This window comes from Duganella rhizosphaerae, from assembly GCF_040364205.1.
Taxonomy (GTDB): domain Bacteria; phylum Pseudomonadota; class Gammaproteobacteria; order Burkholderiales; family Burkholderiaceae_D; genus Rugamonas; species Rugamonas rhizosphaerae.
This window is the reverse complement of sequence record NZ_BPWK01000004.1, coordinates 320,264-337,797: the sequence shown is the minus strand read 5'-3', so window position 1 is coordinate 337,797 and position 17,534 is coordinate 320,264. Positions and strand designations below refer to the sequence as shown.

At 64.8% G+C, this 17,534-nt stretch carries 17 protein-coding genes and 1 pseudogene; 10 read left to right on the top strand and 8 right to left on the bottom strand.

From position 1 onward, the window contains the following. Positions 1-104: 104 nt before the first annotated feature. Complete coding sequence (locus tag RUGAMON1_RS11485) at positions 105-1,058, top strand: CE1 family esterase (protein WP_445230629.1); 954 nt, start codon at positions 105-107, stop codon at positions 1,056-1,058. A 20-nt stretch (positions 1,059-1,078) separates the two neighbouring features. Here the strand turns inward: RUGAMON1_RS11485 and leuA are convergent, their stop codons facing one another. After that, positions 1,079-2,779 carry a 2-isopropylmalate synthase gene (gene leuA / locus RUGAMON1_RS11480; RefSeq protein ID WP_445230628.1) on the bottom strand — a complete coding sequence of 567 codons (1,701 nt, stop codon included), beginning with the start codon at positions 2,777-2,779 and terminating at the stop codon, positions 1,079-1,081. A gap of 423 nt (positions 2,780-3,202) precedes the next feature. On the opposite strand from leuA, the gene RUGAMON1_RS11475 reads away from it, so the two are divergent. Together RUGAMON1_RS11475 and RUGAMON1_RS11470 are read left to right on the top strand one after the other, a co-directional pair. Continuing rightward, complete coding sequence (locus RUGAMON1_RS11475; RefSeq protein WP_445230627.1) at positions 3,203-3,979, top strand: APH(3') family aminoglycoside O-phosphotransferase; 777 nt, start codon at positions 3,203-3,205, stop codon at positions 3,977-3,979. A 46-nt stretch (positions 3,980-4,025) separates the two neighbouring features. Next, positions 4,026-4,952 (top strand): cupin-like domain-containing protein, encoded by a 927-nt coding sequence (locus RUGAMON1_RS11470; RefSeq protein WP_445230626.1) that lies wholly within the window; start codon positions 4,026-4,028, stop codon positions 4,950-4,952. A 9-nt stretch (positions 4,953-4,961) separates the two neighbouring features. Here RUGAMON1_RS11470 and RUGAMON1_RS11465 read toward each other — a convergent pair whose 3' ends face one another. Beyond that, positions 4,962-5,852 (bottom strand): LysR family transcriptional regulator ArgP, encoded by an 891-nt coding sequence (locus tag RUGAMON1_RS11465; protein ID WP_445230625.1) that lies wholly within the window; start codon positions 5,850-5,852, stop codon positions 4,962-4,964. A gap of 85 nt (positions 5,853-5,937) precedes the next feature. On the opposite strand from RUGAMON1_RS11465, the gene RUGAMON1_RS11460 reads away from it, so the two are divergent. After that, on the top strand, positions 5,938-6,756 hold the full coding sequence (locus RUGAMON1_RS11460) for an arginase family protein (protein ID WP_445230624.1): 819 nt from the start codon (positions 5,938-5,940) through the stop codon (positions 6,754-6,756). Positions 6,757-6,759: 3 nt separating this feature from the next. On the opposite strand, the gene RUGAMON1_RS11455 is transcribed toward RUGAMON1_RS11460, so the two are convergent. The 3 genes from RUGAMON1_RS11455 to RUGAMON1_RS11445 all read right to left on the bottom strand — a co-directional run bounded on the left by RUGAMON1_RS11455 (position 6,760) and on the right by RUGAMON1_RS11445 (position 8,337). Continuing rightward, the gene (locus RUGAMON1_RS11455; protein ID WP_445230623.1) at positions 6,760-7,047 is read right to left on the bottom strand and encodes a hypothetical protein; all 288 of its coding nucleotides are present in this window, start codon (positions 7,045-7,047) and stop codon (positions 6,760-6,762) included. Between the two features lies 1 nt (position 7,048). Continuing rightward, positions 7,049-7,369 carry a YbjQ family protein gene (locus RUGAMON1_RS11450; RefSeq protein ID WP_116989709.1) on the bottom strand — a complete coding sequence of 107 codons (321 nt, stop codon included), beginning with the start codon at positions 7,367-7,369 and terminating at the stop codon, positions 7,049-7,051. A 92-nt stretch (positions 7,370-7,461) separates the two neighbouring features. Continuing rightward, a complete protein-coding gene (locus RUGAMON1_RS11445; protein ID WP_445230781.1) occupies positions 7,462-8,337 on the bottom strand; it encodes a LysR family transcriptional regulator in 876 nt (291 codons plus the stop codon). 78 nt (positions 8,338-8,415) lie between these two features. Here RUGAMON1_RS11445 and RUGAMON1_RS11440 point away from each other — a divergent pair, with 78 nt between their 5' ends. Together RUGAMON1_RS11440 and RUGAMON1_RS11435 are read left to right on the top strand one after the other, a co-directional pair. After that, the gene (locus tag RUGAMON1_RS11440) at positions 8,416-8,829 is read left to right on the top strand and encodes a DoxX family protein (protein ID WP_445230622.1); all 414 of its coding nucleotides are present in this window, start codon (positions 8,416-8,418) and stop codon (positions 8,827-8,829) included. Next, positions 8,826-9,485 (top strand): glutathione S-transferase family protein, encoded by a 660-nt coding sequence (locus RUGAMON1_RS11435; protein WP_445230621.1) that lies wholly within the window; start codon positions 8,826-8,828, stop codon positions 9,483-9,485. Before RUGAMON1_RS11440 ends, RUGAMON1_RS11435 begins: the two co-directional genes overlap by 4 nt. On the opposite strand, the gene selD is transcribed toward RUGAMON1_RS11435, so the two are convergent. Beyond that, positions 9,486-10,547, bottom strand: coding sequence for a selenide, water dikinase SelD (selD, locus tag RUGAMON1_RS11430; RefSeq protein WP_445230620.1), 1,062 nt, complete (start codon positions 10,545-10,547; stop codon positions 9,486-9,488). A 15-nt stretch (positions 10,548-10,562) separates the two neighbouring features. Beyond that, entirely contained in the window at positions 10,563-11,546 is a 984-nt protein-coding gene (gene senB / locus RUGAMON1_RS11425) for a selenoneine biosynthesis selenosugar synthase SenB (protein WP_445230619.1), read from the bottom strand. A gap of 34 nt (positions 11,547-11,580) precedes the next feature. On the opposite strand from senB, the gene senA reads away from it, so the two are divergent. The 4 genes from senA to RUGAMON1_RS11405 all read left to right on the top strand — a co-directional run bounded on the left by senA (position 11,581) and on the right by RUGAMON1_RS11405 (position 16,295). Next, on the top strand, positions 11,581-12,783 hold the full coding sequence (gene senA, locus RUGAMON1_RS11420; RefSeq protein WP_445230618.1) for a selenoneine synthase SenA: 1,203 nt from the start codon (positions 11,581-11,583) through the stop codon (positions 12,781-12,783). Positions 12,784-12,853: 70 nt separating this feature from the next. After that, positions 12,854-14,143 carry a Xaa-Pro dipeptidase gene (locus RUGAMON1_RS11415; RefSeq protein WP_445230617.1) on the top strand — a complete coding sequence of 430 codons (1,290 nt, stop codon included), beginning with the start codon at positions 12,854-12,856 and terminating at the stop codon, positions 14,141-14,143. 118 nt (positions 14,144-14,261) lie between these two features. Continuing rightward, the gene (locus RUGAMON1_RS11410) at positions 14,262-15,587 is read left to right on the top strand and encodes a hypothetical protein (protein WP_445230616.1); all 1,326 of its coding nucleotides are present in this window, start codon (positions 14,262-14,264) and stop codon (positions 15,585-15,587) included. 210 nt (positions 15,588-15,797) lie between these two features. Then, on the top strand, positions 15,798-16,295 hold the full coding sequence (locus tag RUGAMON1_RS11405; protein WP_445230615.1) for a P-loop nucleotide/nucleoside kinase family protein: 498 nt from the start codon (positions 15,798-15,800) through the stop codon (positions 16,293-16,295). Between the two features lie 21 nt (positions 16,296-16,316). On the opposite strand, the pseudogene RUGAMON1_RS11400 reads toward RUGAMON1_RS11405, so the two are convergent. Beyond that, a pseudogene (locus tag RUGAMON1_RS11400) lies at positions 16,317-17,528 on the bottom strand (malic enzyme-like NAD(P)-binding protein); the annotation flags it as partial. Positions 17,529-17,534 lie beyond the last annotated feature (6 nt).

The window sequence follows — 17,534 nt, the reverse complement described above, 5'->3', positions numbered from 1 at the left end:
CCAGTATAGCGGCAATGCTGCGGTGCGGCGGAATTGGCTAACGACGACTGTTGCGCAGGTGTGACGACGCATAGTATTGTGACACTATTGTCTACGGAGGCTGCATGTTGGGACGCATACGCGCGGGGCTGAAGGCCTCGTTTCTCGGTACTTCCGTCGTGAATGCCGCATGTGCGCAGGCCACGCGGGAGACGCTTTTGCGGCCGGATGGATTGCGCCGCTATCTGCTCGCGCGACCGAGCCGGCAAACATCCGGCAAGCGCCCACTGGTCATCGTCGTGCATGGCGCCGGCGCTTCGGCGGAGCAGGTGATGGGCAAGGCGTTTCCACCGTCGCCGTTGTCGGTCTGGCTGGAGATCGCCGAGCGTGACGACATCGTCGTGATCGCGCCGGATGCGGGCGCGGGTGGCTGGAGCGATTGTTTCGCCAGCGCGGAGAAGGTGGCGAAGAAGGACGACGTCGCGTTCATCGCCGCGCTGATCGACAAGGCGGTGGCCGAATACGAGGTGGATGCCAGCCGCGTCTATCTGATCGGCGTTTCCCGTGGCGGCTTGTTGACCTACCGCGCGGCGGTGGAGATTCCACACAAGTTGGCTGCATTCTCGACCGTCCTCGCCTGCATGCCGCCGCCGCACGCGGCGCGGATGCCCACGGCCGCGCTGCCGGCATTGATCATGGGCTGCACGGCGGATCCGCTGATGCCTTACCGGGGAGGTAAATTTTTTTATGTTCTGGGTTTCCTGGACCCGGTCAGCAGCATCGAGGACAGCGCCAGGATCTGGCGCGAACTGGCTGGCCTTCCCGACGAACCGAATGTGCTGGAGATCCCCCATCGCAACCAGTGGGACAAGACGCGGGCCACGCGCACGATGTGGGGCGAGGCCGGAAGCGGGCTGCAAGTGGGACTGTATAAAATCGAGAATGGCGGCCACGCGGAGCCAAGCAGCAGCAAGCGCTATCCCTATTTCATCAACAAGCTGACAGGCCGGCAGAACGCCGACTTTGAGGTGGCGGAAGTCGCCTGGGAGTTTTTCAGGGAGAAGCGCGCGGCCGCCTAGCGGCAACCGCGCGCCGGGGTTTATGCGGTAGCGTCGGCGCCCGCTGGTGCTGCCGCGGCTTGCTGCTGCGAGAGCTGGCGGTTGACGGCGCTCAGCACCGCCTTGAACGAGGCCGTGACGATGTTGCTGTCGATGCCGGCGCCGAACAGTGTCGGGCCGTTGGCCAGGCGCAGTTCGACGTAGCAGGCCGCCTTGGCGTTGGCGCCGGAGCCGATCGAGTGCTCATGGTAGTCCATCAGCTTGATGTCCAGACCGAGCGCGTTGACGAAGGCGTCGATCGGGCCGTTGCCGCCGCCTTGCAGCGCCAGCTGCGCCTTGCGGTGGGTGAGGGCGATGTCGATCTGCACCGGCTCGTCGCTGCTGGTGTCTTCCACCATCTTGTGCGCGTTGTAGGCATACGGCGAGGTCTGCTCGAAGTATTCCTTGTTGAAGATGTCGTAGATGCCTTCGGCGGTGATTTCCAGACCGGTGGAATCGGCGACGGCCTGCACCGCGCGGCTGAATTCGATCTGCAAGCGGCGCGGCAGCACCAGGCCGTAATCCTGCTCCAGCAAGTAAGCCATGCCGCCCTTGCCGGACTGGCTGTTGACGCGGATGACGGCGTCGTAGCTGCGGCCCAGGTCCTGCGGGTCGATCGGCAAGTAAGGGATCTCCCACAGCGCGCCTTCCTGCTGCTGGGCGAAGCCCTTCTTGATCGCATCCTGGTGGGAACCGGAGAAGGCGGTGAACACCAGGTCGCCCACGTATGGATGGCGCGGGTGCACCGGCAGCTGGTTGCACTCTTCAACGCATTTGCGCACTTCGTCGATGTCGGAGAAGTCCAGGCCCGGGTGCACGCCCTGCGTGTACAGGTTCAAGGCCAGCGTGACCAGGTCGACGTTGCCGGTGCGTTCGCCGTTGCCGAACAGGCAGCCCTCGACACGGTCGGCGCCTGCCATCACGGCCATCTCGGCCGAGGCGACGGCGGTGCCGCGGTCATTGTGCGGGTGGACGCTGATGATCAGCGAATCGCGGCGCGCCAGCTTGCGCGACATCCATTCGATCTGGTCGGCGTAGACGTTGGGGGTGCTGCATTCCACCGTCGACGGCAAGTTGATGATCATCTTGTTGTGCGGCGTCGGTTCCCAGATCGCGGTGACGGCGTCGCAGATGTGCTTGGAGAAATCGAGTTCGGTGGTGGAGAACGATTCAGGCGTGTACTCGAAGCCCCATTCGGTCTGCGGGTGCTGCTTGATCAATTCCTTCACCAGCTTGGTGCCGGTGGTGGCGATGTTGGTGATCTCTTCGCGCGACATGCCGAACACCACTTTGCGGAACACCGGCGCCACCGAGTTATACAGGTGGACGATGGCGCGCTTGGCGCCGGCCGCCGATTCCACGGTGCGGCGGATCAGTTCATCGCGCGACTGGGTCAGCACGATGATGGTGACGTCGTCGGGGATGCGGTTTTCCTCGACCAGCTTGCGCACGAAGTCGAAGTCGGTCTGCGAGGCGGACGGGAAGCCCACTTCGATTTCCTTGAGGCCGACCTTGACCAGCAGTTCGAAGAAGCGCAGTTTCTTCTCGGCGCTCATCGGTTCGATCAGGGCCTGGTTGCCGTCGCGCAGATCGGTGCTCATCCAGATCGGCGGCTTGGAGATCACGTTGTTCGGCCACTGGCGGTCGGACAATTGTACGGGTGGGAAGGCGCGGTACTTCGCTGCTGGGTTCTGCAACATCATGGGGTGCTCCTGAGTCTCAAATTGGGAAATGCTGGATGCCGCGGTCCGACGTATCGGGTGCTGGCGCTCTGTAGTGGCGAGGGGCTGCCGTGCGGCCACGGGATACTAGGCTCGGCAACCGATCGGTAGTTTTAGCAGTAGCGACAAGGCTGGGAACATCGGTGCAAACTTTCCTGGGATTTGTAGACAGGTGCGGCTTGTGGCCGGCACTGGGGTACAGCTGGAACGCGGATTAAGCGCGTGCTAGTAGGCGCGCTGCTAGCGATAGGGCGCTAGCAGACGGCAGCAGGAAAGCGGATAGGTGCAGATGCGAGGTCATGGCCTTTAATGTACGAGATCGATGGCGTCGCTGTCAAGGAAATTTGACCAGGTAACAACGAATGCATAATATCGTGGCATTTTTGATATCTGAAAAGAGGGTGTATGTCATTCAAGCTGCCATCCGCCATCGCGGGTTTTATCGGCGATGCCGTTCTACAGAGGGACGCGATCGGCGAGTCGCCCTGCCAGGTCCATCGCTTCCGCCGCGGTGATGAAGTCTTTTTTCTGAAGCAGTCACCGCTGGTGTACGCGTCCACCACCTACAGCGTGATGCGCGAGGCGGCGGTGCTGCAATGGCTGGCCGGACGGGTGAACGTGCCGGAGGTGGTCTTCGCCGAGGCGGCCGATGATGGCGAATGCATGGTCACGCGCGCCGTGCCGGGCGTGCCGCTGTCGTCGCTGATCGCCGAGGGCCGCCCGGTGCTGGAGCTGTTTCGCGAAGCGCTGCACCAGCTGCAAACGGTGTCCGTGGCCGATTGCCCGTTCGACTCCGGCGTGGCGGTGCGGCTGCGAGAGCTCGATTACCTGATCGGCAAGGGGCTCATCGACGAGGACTATGATTTCGAGCAGTGGCCGGGGCTGGCCACGCCGGCGGACCTGCTGGCGCGCTTGCGGGCCACTATCCCCAATGAGGACCTGGTGTTCTCGCATGGCGACCTGTGTGACAACAACGTGTTTGTCGACCATCGCGGCGAGCTGCATTTCATCGACGCCGGACGGGGAGGGCTGGCAGACCGCTGGCTGGACATCGCTTTCGTCCACCGAAACCTGCGCGACGATGTATCGGAGCACAGCGCGGCACAATTTCTCGATGTGCCGGGCGTGCCCGACGCGCCCGCAAAGCGCGAGTTCTTCGAGCAGCTTGACGAACTGTTTTGAGGGCGGGCAGTTATACTATCGCCCTGCAAATAGTTAAGTTCGGAATATGTCGAAAGAGAAGAAAACGGCGGAAGCGCCTCGGCTGCCGCCTACCCGGCAGGAATCGGAGTCTGCGTGGGCCGCCGACCCTGCCGCTCAAAAGCAGGCGCGCGAGCGCAAGGATGCGCAGGTGCGCGGCGTCACGTCGATCCAGGAAATGCGCGAGGCGATCAAGCGCGTGTCCCGCACGCTGCCGGCGATGACCGAAGTGCCGCGCATGCGGGCTCTGGATGCCGCCGCTTTCCGCAAGCGCGCCGCCGAAGGCCTGCCGTTCCTGATGACCGGACTGGTCGACCGTTGGCCGCTGTGCGGCCTGACGCCGCAGGCGCTGCGCGACCACTACAGCCATCTGCCGGTGCGGGCGCGGGTGGGGGACTATATCAACACGGCTTTCGCGCCCGACCGGGCGATGCAGGACATGTCGATGCTGGAGTATCTGGAGCTGGTGGCGGCGGGCACGCACGACCTGCCGCCGTACCTGGGCAATCTTGAGCTACGCGAATTGAACCGTTTGTGCCATTGGCCTACGTACTTCGACAAAATGGGGCCGCCACGTTTCTGGCTCGGCCCCGCAGGCACAGTGACGCCGCTGCATTGCGACTACGACGACAATATCTTCGCGCAGATCTGGGGCACCAAGCGCATCTTCCTGGCGCCGCCGCATCACGACGAATTCCTGTATCCGAACGAGGCGAACGCCATCCTGTTTGGATCGCCGTTCGATCCCGAAGCGCCGGACTTCGAGAAGTTTCCGCTGGCGCGCCAGGCGGCCACGGTCGAAGTCATCGTCAATCCGGGCGACATGCTGTACGTGCCGGCCGGCTGGTATCACCAGGTGCGGGCGCTGACGTTCTCGCTGTCTTCCAATCGCTGGGCCAGGTCCATGCCGTTTTCCCTGAACGGCGACCCGACCTTGCGGCAGACTGCGGACTAACTGCGGGACTTATTGGGGAAGCCGGGTGCGCGCCTGCGCGACCATCTGCTCGATGAAGCGGCCGATGCGTGGGCTTTGCAGTTCCCAGGCATGCCAATGCAGCTGGACTGCCGGCCGGTCCGTCGGCATCAGGTCGACCAGTTCGCCGGCAGCCAGCATTTCTTCCCATTGCAGCTCCGGGCAGATGCCGTAGCCCAGGCCGCCCTGTATGCAGTGCAGCAGGCTATGCACCGAGGGCACGGTCATCGATGGGAACTCGCCGGCCGCCACCGCGAACCGGCTGGCGAGGAAGTTGGTGTGCAGCGTGTCGGAACTGCCGAATGTGATGGCCGGCGCGCGCAGCAGCGCTTCCCGGTCCAATCCGCGCGGGAAGTAGCGCGCGGCGAAGGCCGGCGTGGCGATGCAGCGGTAGCGCATCTCGCCCAGGCGCGTGCTGGTGCAGCCGCTGGCGGGATGTTCGACGCTGGTCACGCATCCCAGCACATCGCCGTTCTTCAGCAGGCCCAGCGTGTGTGCCTCGTCTTCAACCTTCAGCTGCAGCAGCAGGCGTTCCGCTATCAGGATCTCCGTCACCGCCGGGATGAACCAGGTGTGCAGCGAGTCGTTGTTGATGGCGATCGGCAGTTCGACCAGCCGTTCGCGATCGTCGCCCTGCAAATCGTCCTGCAATTCCTGTTCGAGCAGGGCGACCTGGCGCGCGTGGCGCAGCAGGCGCATGCCGGTCGTGGTGGCGATGGCCGGCGTGCTGCGCACCACCAGGGTCTGGCCCATGCGCTCTTCCAGCTGGCGTATCCGCTGCGAGACGGCCGAAGGCGTGATGAACAGCTTTCCCGCAGCTCGCTCAAAGCTGCCCGTGTCGACCACCGCGGTGAGGGCGGCGAACAGTTTGTAGTCTTGCATAAGAAATTCTTATCATTCCTGAAATTGATTAATTTTACTACGCATGCCAGGACGGCTACAGTCTCTGTTTTCAAGGAGGCAGGCTATGACCGATGTGGCGATTACCCTTTTTCAGGGCCGTGTGGCGGATCACAACAACCTGGCGATACCCGGTGCGAAATCGGTGGCGCGCATGCTGGCCGGGCAGCTGGGCATAGGCATCACAGTCGTCGGCACGCCGGCGCCGGCGCTCGGCGCAGGATGGCAGACGGAATTGAACGAGGCCATGCCAGGCCTGCATGCGCTGGCCGCGCAGATGGTCGAGGTGTTCGCCCGCCGGGCCAAGCCATTGAGCGCGACGAGCCGCTGCGCCGCGTCGCTGGCGACCCTGCCGGTGGTGGCGCGCTATCGTCCGGACGCCTGCGTGGTGTGGTTCGACGCGCATGCCGACCTGAATACGCCGTCCACCTCCGGCAGCGGCTATCTGGGTGGCATGGCGCTGTCCGGGCCTGCGGGCTTGTGGGATTCCGGACTGGGGGCGGGCCTGGCGCTGTCCAATGTTGTGCTGGTGGGGCAGCGCTCCCTCGATCCGGCGGAGGTGGGGCTGATCGCATCGGGTGCGGTGGTGCATGTGGCGCCGGGGCCGGCGCTGGCCGACCGGTTGCGCGCCGCTGTAGGCGGGCGCGCCGTCTACATGCACCTCGATTGCGATGTGCTCAACCCCGGCATCGTGCCGACCGATTATGTGCATGAAGACGGGCTGTCGCTGGAGGACTTGCGCGCCGCCTGCGTGGCGCTGGCGGAATCGGATGTGATCGGCCTGGAGATCGCGGAGTTCCAGAATGCGTGGGAAGAGGGCGGCGAGCCGGTGTCACCGGCACACCTGATCGCCGCCCTGGCGCCTGTATTGACCGCGCTGCGATAGCCGCTACGGCTTGGCGGCCTTGCTGACGTAGCGCCGTTCGCCGGTGCCAGCGTCGTACAGGACTTCCATCGCCTCGCCGGATTCCGGGTCGATGAACTGCTCGCCGGTCGGCTGCCAGTTGCCGCCGGCGGCCGGCGGCGGCTGATAGCGCGAGCGTTCGAACAGCACCGCCACCGTGAGGATGCCGCCCCAAATCGCCGCCGGCATCGCCTGCGGGTGGCCGGTCGCCAGTGCGATCGCGCCGCCGGCGGCGACCAACAAGGCGATGGCGAGTACCACGTTGCGCAACATGTCAGGCTTTCTCGAGCACGACAACCGTGCCGTAGGCGACGATCTCGCTCATGGTCTGGCCAATTTCGGAAGAGTCGAAGCGCATCATGACGACCGCGTTGCCGCCCATCTGCTGCGCGTTTTTCACCATGCGGTCGAGTGCATGGCGGCGCGTTTCTTCCAGCAGCTGGGTGTATTCCAGGATCTCGCCGCCGAAGATGGAGCGCAGCCCGGCCATCAGGTTGCCCGCCAGGCCACGGCTGCGCACGACGACGCCGAACACTTGGCCCTTCACTTCCAGCACCCGATAACCTGCGACGTTTTCGGTAGTAGTGACCAGCATGATCTTCCTTCGGTGGTTGATGATGGATCTACTTTAGCGCACATGGTGGCGGATGCCACGGCAATCGCTGCGGGCTTTCACCGGCACGCCGCTCAATCCAATGCCAGGCTGCGCGACAGGTGGCCGAAGACCGTCGAGACGCGCCGCAGGTGGCGCGATTCGGCGTGGGTGAGCAGCCATAGCTCGGTTTGGGCTTCGTCCAGCACGCCGCCCAGTTGCGCCAGGTCGGTGCGCTGCCGCGCCAGGAACAGCGGCAGGATGCCGACGCCCAGTCCCAGCGCCACCATCTCGGCCACGCTCAGGATGCTGTTGACGCGGAATTGCGGCGTGATCTTCGGATGATTCTTTTTGCGCCAGAGGACCGACGGATGCTCCGGCAGCGCGTCATCCGGTGCGACCCACGGCGCCTTGCCGACATTGGCTTTCTTCCATTTTCCACCGCGCGCGGCGAATAGCGCGACGCGGATCGGGCCGACGTGTTTTCCGACCAGATGAGCCGGCGGCCGGTTGGTGGCGCGTACCGCGATGTCGGCTTCGTGGCGACTCAGGTTCGCCAGTTCGTTGCCGGTATCCAGTTCATAGGAAAGCAGCGGATGGCTGGCCTGCAGATCGCGCAGCGCCGGCGCGACCAGGGCATGCAGTATCGTGTCGGTGCTGGTGATGCGCACCGTGCCGGCCACCTGCTCGGGGCTTAGCAGCGCCGCCGAACGTGCCGCGTCCAGTTGCGCCTCCACCAGTTCACCATGCCGTGCCAGGGATTGCGCCAGTTCCGACGGCTGATAGCCCAGTCGCGAGCGCTCGAACAGGCGCGTTCCCAAGCCTTTTTCCATCCGCTGCACCGAACGGAACACGGTGGAGGGGTCTATCGCCAGCCGTTCGCCGGCATCTGCCAAAGTGCCGCCGCGCACCAGCGCAAGGATGATTTCCAGGTCCTGTGAACTGAGTCTGTATTGCGTTTTTGCATAGATCATCTGCCTGATCGCCTATTTTCATTGCGAGTATGAAATCGTATATTAACCCCATCGACTTTCGAGAGGAGTAAAAAAATGGATAGCAATCTGAATGGGGCCGACTACGGCGCAGCGCTGTTGCGCGTTAGCCTGGGCGTGATGTGGATCGCCCATGCAATGCTCAAATGGCTGGTCTTTACGCTGCCGGGGACCGCGCAGTTCTTTGCCAGCGTGGGTTTTCCAGGCGTGCTCGCGTATCCGGTGTTTGCGCTCGAACTGCTGGGCGGGGCCGCGCTGGTGCTGGGCATCTACGCGCGCCAGGTGTCGCTGGCGTTGACGCCGGTGATGGCCGGCGCGGCCTGGGTTCACATGTCCAACGGCTGGGTGCACACCAGTGCCGGCGGCGGCTGGGAGTACCCGGTGTTTCTGGTGGCGGCCTCGCTGGTGCTGTGGCTGATGGGCGACGGTGCGTTTGCCTTGCGCCGCAGCCGCTGGCTGGTGCCGGCATGATGCCGGTATTAGTCAGTCATCCGCTGTGCCCATATGTACAGCGGGCGGCGATCGTGCTGGCCGAGAAGGGCGTGCCCTACGAGCGGCGCGATGTCGATCTGGCGGCCAAGCCGGATTGGTTCCTGGCGATGTCGCCGCTGGGGAAGACGCCGGTGCTGCTGACCGACGGTGTAGCGCTGTTTGAATCGGCCGTGATCTGCGAGTACCTGGACGAGACCCATGCGCCGCGCCTGCATCCGTCGGACGCCTTGCTGCGCGCGCAGCAGCGCTCCTGGATGGAGTTCGGCTCGGCGCTTTTGAATCTGATCGGAGGATTTTATAACGCCGCCGATCAGCAGGCACTGGCCGCCAAGGCCGCCGAGATCCATGCGCGCTTCGAGCAGGTGGAGGCGGCGCTGGGGGAGGGACCCTACTTCATGGGTGGGCAGTTCGGCATGGTCGACGCGGTATTTGGCCCGGTGTTCCGCTATGTCGACGTGTTCGACACGATAGCGGACTTCGGCATGCTGGCCGGGCTGCCGCGAACGGCCGCATGGCGCGCCGCACTTGCCGCGCGGCCGTCGGTGCGGCAAGCGGTGCCGGCCAACTATCCGGACCTGCTGCGTGCCTTCCTGCTGAAGCGCGGCGCGGCGTTGTCGGCCCGGATGGCTGGTTGATCAGGCCACCGTCACGCGCGCCGCGCCTTCGGCCATGCGGCCGATGACGGCCGCCTCGCCGAAGCCTTCGCGGCGGAACAGTTCAAGCACTTCATCGACGCTGGCGGCGTCGCACGACACCAGCAGGCCGCCCGAGGTCTGCGGATCGGTCAGCAGCATCTGCTGCGCCTGCGATACCGACGGCGACAGGTCGACGTCCTTGCCGTAGGCTTCCCAGTTGCGGCCCGAGGCGCCGGTGAAGTAGCCGTCGTGCGCCAGCTGTTCCACGCCGGGCAGAAGCGGGATTTGCGACATTTCCAGATGCGCCGCCAGCTTGGCGCCGCGCGCCAGTTCCAGCAGGTGGCCCAGCAGGCCGAAGCCGGTGACGTCGGTCAGCGCGTGCACGCCCGCCATCTCCGACAGCGCCTTGCCCGGCTTATTGAGCTTGGTGGTGTTGGCGATCATGGCCTGGTAGCCGGCGGCGTCCAGTTTGTCCTTCTTCAGCGCGGCCGACAGCACGCCCACGCCCAGCGGTTTGCCCAGCACCAGCACGTCGCCTGCCTTGGCGTCGGCGTTGCGCTTGACCTTGGACGGATGGATCAGGCCCAGCACCACCAGACCGTAGATCGGTTCGACCGAGTCGATGGTGTGGCCGCCGGCGATGGGGATGCCGGCTTCGGCGCAAATCGATTCGCCGCCCTTGATGATCTGGCCGATGGTTTCGATCGGCAGTTTGTTGATCGGCATGCCGACCAGCGCCAGCGCCATGATCGGCGTGCCGCCCATGGCGTAGACGTCGGAGATGGCGTTGGTGGCGGCGATGCGGCCGAAATCGTACGGATCGTCGACGATGGGCATGAAGAAGTCGGTGGTGGCGATCAGCGCCTGTTCGTCATTGAGCTTGTAGACGGCGGCGTCGTCGGCGGTCTCGATGCCGACCATCAGTTCCTTCGGCACCGGGAAGCCGGACGAATTCTTCAGGATTTCGGACAGCACGCCGGGCGCGATCTTGCAGCCGCAGCCGCCGCCGTGGGAGAAGGAGGTCAGTTTGATAGCGGCAGGGTTGATAGCTTCGTTATTCATTTGGTCATTCCTTGGTTAGCCTTGATTAGCCTTGTGTAGCAGATTATCCACCAACTCCAGCAGTGCCGTCTGCTCGGCCGCCGGTGCGAATAAGGAAAGCAGCGCGTCGCACTGGGCGCGCAGCAAGGTGTAGAAGTCCGGCTCGGCCAGCGCGCGGTCGATCAGCCGCGCCAGCGCTGCGGCGTCGCCGGCCGGGAAATAGCCGGCGTAGTCGTCGCCCAGCATGCCGCGATTGCCGCTGATGTCGCTGGCCAGCACCGGTACGCCGCTGCACACCGCTTCGATGATGACGTTGGCGCCACCCTCCATGTGCGAGGCGATCGCCATCAGGTGACTGCGCTTGAGGCGCTGTCGCGTCGCCGCGTGGGGCAGTGCGCCCAGCCAGCGGTAGCGCGGATGGGCGGCCGCCGTCGCCAGCGCCGCTTGCTCCAGCGCCGGTTCCAGCGCGCCGCCGATGTGGATCAGGCGCGCCTTGGGCGCGGCGACCAGCGCGGCCGCGCGCATGAACGTCAGCGGATCTTTTTCGGAACGCAGGTGGCCGATCATGACCACGTCCTGGTGGCGCTTGTCGGCACGAGCCGCCGGCTTCAGCGTGGCCGCCGACTGGAAGATCACGCTGGCCTTGGCGCTCAGCGGCGCGGGCAGGGCGTCCATGCCGGCCGGTTGCAACAGCACCAGCGCGCTGGCCTGGCGCAGCGCCTGCTGGGCGCTGGCGTCGGTCTGGATGTCGCGATACAGATCGGTCCCGGTCAGCAGCAGGATAGACGGCCGTTGCGGAAAGACGCGCGCAAAGGCGTCGAGCGACGGCGCGGAGCGGCGCGCGTGCAGCGCGATCAGCAGGTCGGGCGCGGCGTGTTTGCCAGATTCGGGCCACTGTTGTGAAATCGATACCCGGTAGCGCGTGCGCAGGAAACGCGCCCAGCGGCTTGCGCTCTGCCAGTTGCCGTTGTTGGCGCGGGCAGAGGCGGGACTGACGATCCAGATATGGGGGGCGCTCACTGGTGTTTTGGCTAAAAATCGTTACAATCGGCTCATGATATCAAGCCCAACTTCGTTCAGGAACGCTACGCCACAGCAGTTGGCGCTGGCGCTGCGGCATGCGCGGGATTATACGCTGTCGCTGTTCGATTGCTTCGCCGCCGCCGGCATGGACGCGCCAGCGCGGGTGCCGCAGCTGCGCATCGTCAATCCGCCCTTGTGGGAGCTGGGCCACATCGCCTGGTTCGCCGAATGGTTCATCCTGCGCGAAGCCGTCTCCAGCCATCCGGCCGACGCCCACGGCAACTGCCTGCTGAGCAAAGGCGACGACTGGTTCGATTCGGCGACGGTGCCGCACCGCGCCCGCTGGACGCTGGACCTGCCCAGCACCGGCGCGCTGAAGACCTACTGCCGCGAAGTGCTGGACCGGGTGCTCGACAAACTGTCGCGCGAACCGAATGACGACGCGGCGCTGTATCCCTACCGGCTGGCGCTGGCGCACGAGGACATGCACGGCGAAGCGCTGCTCTACACCTTGCAGACCCTGGGACTGGCCGCGCCGGCGCAGGCGGTGCACAACGAGCAGCCGCTGTTCGCGCCGTCGGAGATCGGCTTCCCCGGCGGGACCATCCAGCTGGGCAGCGCCGAGGGCCAAGGCTTCGTGTTCGACAACGAGCGCCAGGCGCACAGCTTCCGCGTGGCGGCGTTCACCATCGACAGCACCTTGGTGACCAATGCGCAGTATGCCGATTTCGTCGCCGACGGCGGCTACGACAACCGCCAGTTCTGGAGCAGCGCCGGCGCCGACTGGCTGATGCGCCAGGAGCGCTCGGCGCCGCGCTATTGGCAGCGCGAAGGCGCCCAGTGGCGCACCGTGCGCTTCGGCCAGCCAACCACGCTGGCCGGCGCCGAGCCGGTACGCCATGTGAACCTGTACGAAGCGCAGGCCTATTGCGCCTGGGCCGGTCGCCGCCTGCCGACCGAGGCGGAATGGGAGTATGCCGCGCTGTCCGGCCATCCGGCGTTCCGCTGGGGCCAGCTGTGGGAGTGGACGGCGTCGCCGTTTGAGCCTTACCCCGGCTTCAAGGCGGACCGGTATCGCGAATATTCCGAGCCGTGGTTCACTACGCACCAGACCTTGCGCGGCGCTTCGTTCGCCACGCCGCTGCGCTTCGACTCGGCCAGGTTTCGCAATTTCTTCCTGCCGGAGCGCGACGATTTCTATGCCGGATTCCGCACCTGCGCCTGGCCGGGATAGTTCAACAATCAGAACGCTTTTTTGCGTGCGCTCTGCTATCCTTTTCTTTTCGAAGAAAAAGGCGCACCCAATGAAACTCAAGCATCTCCTGATTTCCGCCACCGTCCTTGGCGCCGTGGGCGCGACCGCGCCGGCGTTTGCCGACGGCGCCAAAGTGGTGGCGATACGCGCCGGTAAGCTGGTCGACGTGGTCGCCGGCACGGTGCTCAAGGACCAGACCATCATCATCACCGGCGAGCGCATTAGCTCGGTCGGCCCGAGCGCTACGGCCAAGGTGCCGGCCGGCGCGCAGCTGATCGACCTGTCGTCGCAGACGGTGCTGCCAGGCCTGATCGACATGCATACTCATTTGACCAGCGACCCTTACCTGGGCGGCTACAACGCCTTGGGCGTGTCCGACACCCGCGCGGCGCTGTATGGCGTGCGCGCCGCGCGCAAGACGCTGGAAGCGGGCTTCACCACCGTGCGCAACGTCGGCGCCGGCGGCTTCGGCGACGTGGCGCTGCGCGACGCCATCAACGACGGCGATTTCATCGGCCCGCGCATGCGCACCGCCGGTTACGCCATCGGCATCCAGGGCGGCCATTGCGACGAGAACCTGCTGCCGCCCGATATGAAGTTCACCGGCCGCGGCGTGGCCGACGGCCCGTGGGAGGCGCGCGCCAAGGTGCGCGAGATGGCCAAGTACGGCGCCGACGTGATCAAGATCTGCGCATCGGGCGGCGTGCTGTCCAAGGGCGACGAGCCGGGCGCGCAGCAGTACACGCTGGAAGAGATGCAGGCCATCGTCGGCGAGGCGCATAAGCTGGGCCGCAAGGTGGCCGCGCATGCGCACGGCGCCAGCAGCATCCGCGATGCGATCCTGGCCGGCGTCGATTCGATCGAGCACGCAAGCCTGATCGACGACGAGGGCATCAAGCTGGCGCGCGAGAAGGGCACCTACCTGGTGATGGACATCTACAACGACGACTTCATCCTGCAAGAGGGCGAGAAGGCCGGCATGCTGGCGGAATCGATCGCCAAGGAAAAGGTGATCGGCCAGCTCCAGCGCGACAACTTCCGCAAGGCCTTCAACGGCGGCGCCAAAATGGCCTTCGGCACCGACTCCGGCGTTTATCCGCACGGCGACAACGCCAGGCAGTTCGCCTATATGATCAAGTACGGCATGACGTCGATGCAGGCGATCCAGGCGGCCACCATCAACGCGGCCGACCTGCTGGGCTGGAAGGACCGCGTCGGTTCGCTCGCCGCCGGCAAGTTCGCCGACATCATCGCCGTCAAGGGCGACCCGGCGGAAAACGCCACGGAACTGACCAAGGTGACCTTCGTCATGAAGGGCGGCGAAGTCATTCGAAAATAAAGGCCTGCCAGGTCATCCTGCTGGCTCGCGGGGCCATGCCGTTGTGGTGTGGATGGTAAGGGAAAAGGATTGTTTTTCTATATACTTTTCGCTTTCAAACCGTGCACTGCGAGCCAGTATGAGTTTTCCAGCCTTACCCCGCCATCTGGCCTTGTTGGCGCTGGCCGCCGCGTTGAACGCCTGCGGCGGCGGCAGTTCCGCTTCTTCTGTTCCCACCACGGGCACCACCGCCGCCGCCACCTTTACCGGCACCACGCCGGACACCACCGGCACCATCGTCATCGGCGGAGTGGCGCAGGCGGTCAAATTGCCGGGCGGTGCGGCGTTGGCCGGCATGGGCGATGCGATGGTCGTCGGCGACCATATCGTAGTGCGCTCCTTCTCCGACTCCAGCATCACCGTCAGCGGCAACAAGGTGCGCCCGCGCACGCGATTGAGTGTGCTGGACCAGAACGGCACGCTGGTCTCCAGCACCGACTACGGCTTCACTTTGGCCGCCGGCTACACCGGCGAGTGGCAGATGCTGCCCGCGCCGGACGGTGGCTTCATCATGGTGCAATCGGGACCCGGCACCCGGCTGCTGCACTTCGACGCGCAGGCCAAGCTGGTCGGCGAACCGCTGGACCTGTATCCGGCCGTCGCCGCCACATCCACCACCGAGCTGGCGTCGGCGGAAAGCAGCGGAGCGGTGGACGGCAACGGCTTTTGGCTGGTCACCACCTTTTCGCTGCTGCCGATCACCGACAAGACGCAATACCTGCTCAAACTGTGCAAGTTCGATTTCAACGGCCGGCAGTTGACGCCTCCGTTCGAGATTTCGACAGCGGCCCTGCATCCGCACATCGCGGCGTCGGGCGGCGCCGTGCTGGCCGGATGGCTGGAGGGCGGCGGCGCGATGGTGGCGATGTGGCCGAAGGGTCTGGGCGCCCCGGTCCTGCATTCGCTGGGCACCGGCGGCGCGCAGCCATATCCGATCATGCTCGACACCGACGGCAAATTGGGTGTGCTATGGAACGGCAAGGCCACGCAGACCAGCCCAGGTGGCGTGATGGGCGTGGCGATCGACAAGAACGGCGTTGCGGTGCTGCCCGCCGACCGCATCGACCTTGGCAAGGAAACCTTGTCCAGCCATTGGCCGGGCAACGGGCGGATGGCAGAAGTGGACGCGCGCGTGTACAAGGGCAGCCTGCTGCTGGCCGATGTGGCGGTCGGCTCGTACGCTCCCGGCGATCCGGTGACGGATGTGATGGTGCTGGCCGACTATGCCGTCGGCACGGCGGCGCTGTCGGCGCAGAAGGAGCTGATTTTCCGCATCAAGGTGACCGGCGCTGGCTCAGTGCTGGGCAGCTATCCGGTGATGCGGCAAATGCTGTTTGCGGATCACGCCACGCTGCTGTTCGGCGATGAGAACCACCTGGAGGCAGTGCGCGTCACTCGCAATTGAGCCGCATGCGCCTGTTGTTGACACAATCTGCAGGCTATGGGATGCTCAAAGCATGATGCTGACCCCACGCCAATTCTCGAAGCTTGCGATTATTGCCGCCATTATTCCGATGGCGGGTTAGCTCTTTTTATTGTCGAAGAAGCCCGCCCTGGAGGCGGGTTTCTTTTTTTGGAAGCTCGCCTTTGGGATTTTTGAACCAAGGAGAGTTCCATGAAAACAGAAGTTCAAGTACCCGCTGTAACCTTGCATCTGGTATGCGGAAAAATCGCCGCTGGAAAATCCACGTTGATGAGCGAGTTGGCGCGCGCGCCGAGTACTGTGCTGATCAGCGAGGACAAGATGCTGGCGACCCTCTACCCCGGAGAAATCCAGTCGCTGGCCGACTACGTGCGCTGCACGACGAAATTGCGGGCGGCCCTGCAAGGCTTGATCAGGGACGTCCTGGCCGCCGGCAGTTCGGTGGTGTTGGACTTCCCGGCGAATACGATCGCAACGAGAAGCTGGATGAAGACGCTCATCGAAGATACCCCGGCCGCGCACTGCCTGCACTACCTCGATGTCAGCGACGAAGAGTGCAAGCGGCGGCTGAGGCGCCGTAATGAAGAAGGCGTTCACCAATTCAGTACCAGCGAGGCTGAATTTGATTTGATCACGCAATTTTTTGTGGCGCCGACGGACGAGGAAGGCTTTAATGTGCGCTATGCGTAGTTAGATCAGCGATTCCGCCAGGTCGCGCAGGTCTTCCGCGTATTCCAGTTCGATCAACTCCTTGCGGGCGACGCCGCTGCGCCATGCCGCGGTGGCGATCTTCGGCGTGACGCCGCTCAGCAGACGCGGGTCCAGCAGGCCAGGCACCACGTAGTCCTTGCCGAAGCGGGCGTCGCTGCGCGCCATGTCGGCCAGCGCCACCACGCAGGCGCGCTTCATTTCCTGGTTGATGGTCGAGGCGCCGCAATCGAGCGCCGCGCGGAACAGGTAAGGGAAGCACAGCGCGTTGTTGATCTGGTTCGGATAGTCCGAACGGCCGGTGGCGATGATGGCGTCCGGCGCCACTTCGCGCACCAGTTCCGGACGCAGCTCGGGCTCCGGATTGGCCAGCGTGAAGACGATAGGCTGCGGCTTCATGCGCTCGATGTCCAGCGGCGACAGCACGCCGGGACCGGACACACCCAGGAATACATCGGCGCCCTCCATCACGTCGGACAGCTTGCTGGCGCTGGTGTCCTGCGCCCAGGCGGCTTTTTCGCCGTCCAGGTTGCGTGCGGTGGTCAGCACGCCCTTGCTGTCGCAGACGAAGATATTGCGACGTTCCGCCCCCAGGTCCACCAGTAGTTCCAGGCAGGCGATGGCTGCCGCGCCGGCGCCGGAGCAGACGATCTTCACGGTGGCGATGTCGCGGCCGGTCATCTCGATCGCGTTCAGCATGCCGGCGCCGACCACGATGGCGGTGCCGTGCTGGTCGTCATGGAACACCGGGATCGACAGGCGCTCGCGCAGCTTGCGCTCAATGTAGAAGCATTCCGGCGCCTTGATGTCTTCCAGGTTGATGCCGCCGAAGGTCGGGTGCAGCGCGGCGACGATGTCGATCAGCTTGTCGGGATCGGTTTCGTCGATCTCGATGTCGAAGGCGTCGATGCCGGCGAATTTTTTGAACAGCACCACTTTACCCTCCATCACAGGCTTGCCGGCCAGCGCGCCGATGTTGCCGAGGCCGAGCACCGCCGTGCCATTGGTGATCACGCCGACCAGGTTGCCCTTGGCCGTGTACTCGTAGGCCTTGGCCGGATCGCGCTGGATTTCCACGCACGGCGCGGCCACGCCCGGCGAATACGCCAGCGCCAGGTCTTCCTGGGTGGCGACGCTCTTGGTCACTTCGATGGCGATCTTGCCGGCGCTTCCTGCGCGGTGGTAGGCCAGCGCTTTTTGTTCGATGGTGCTCATGGGTGT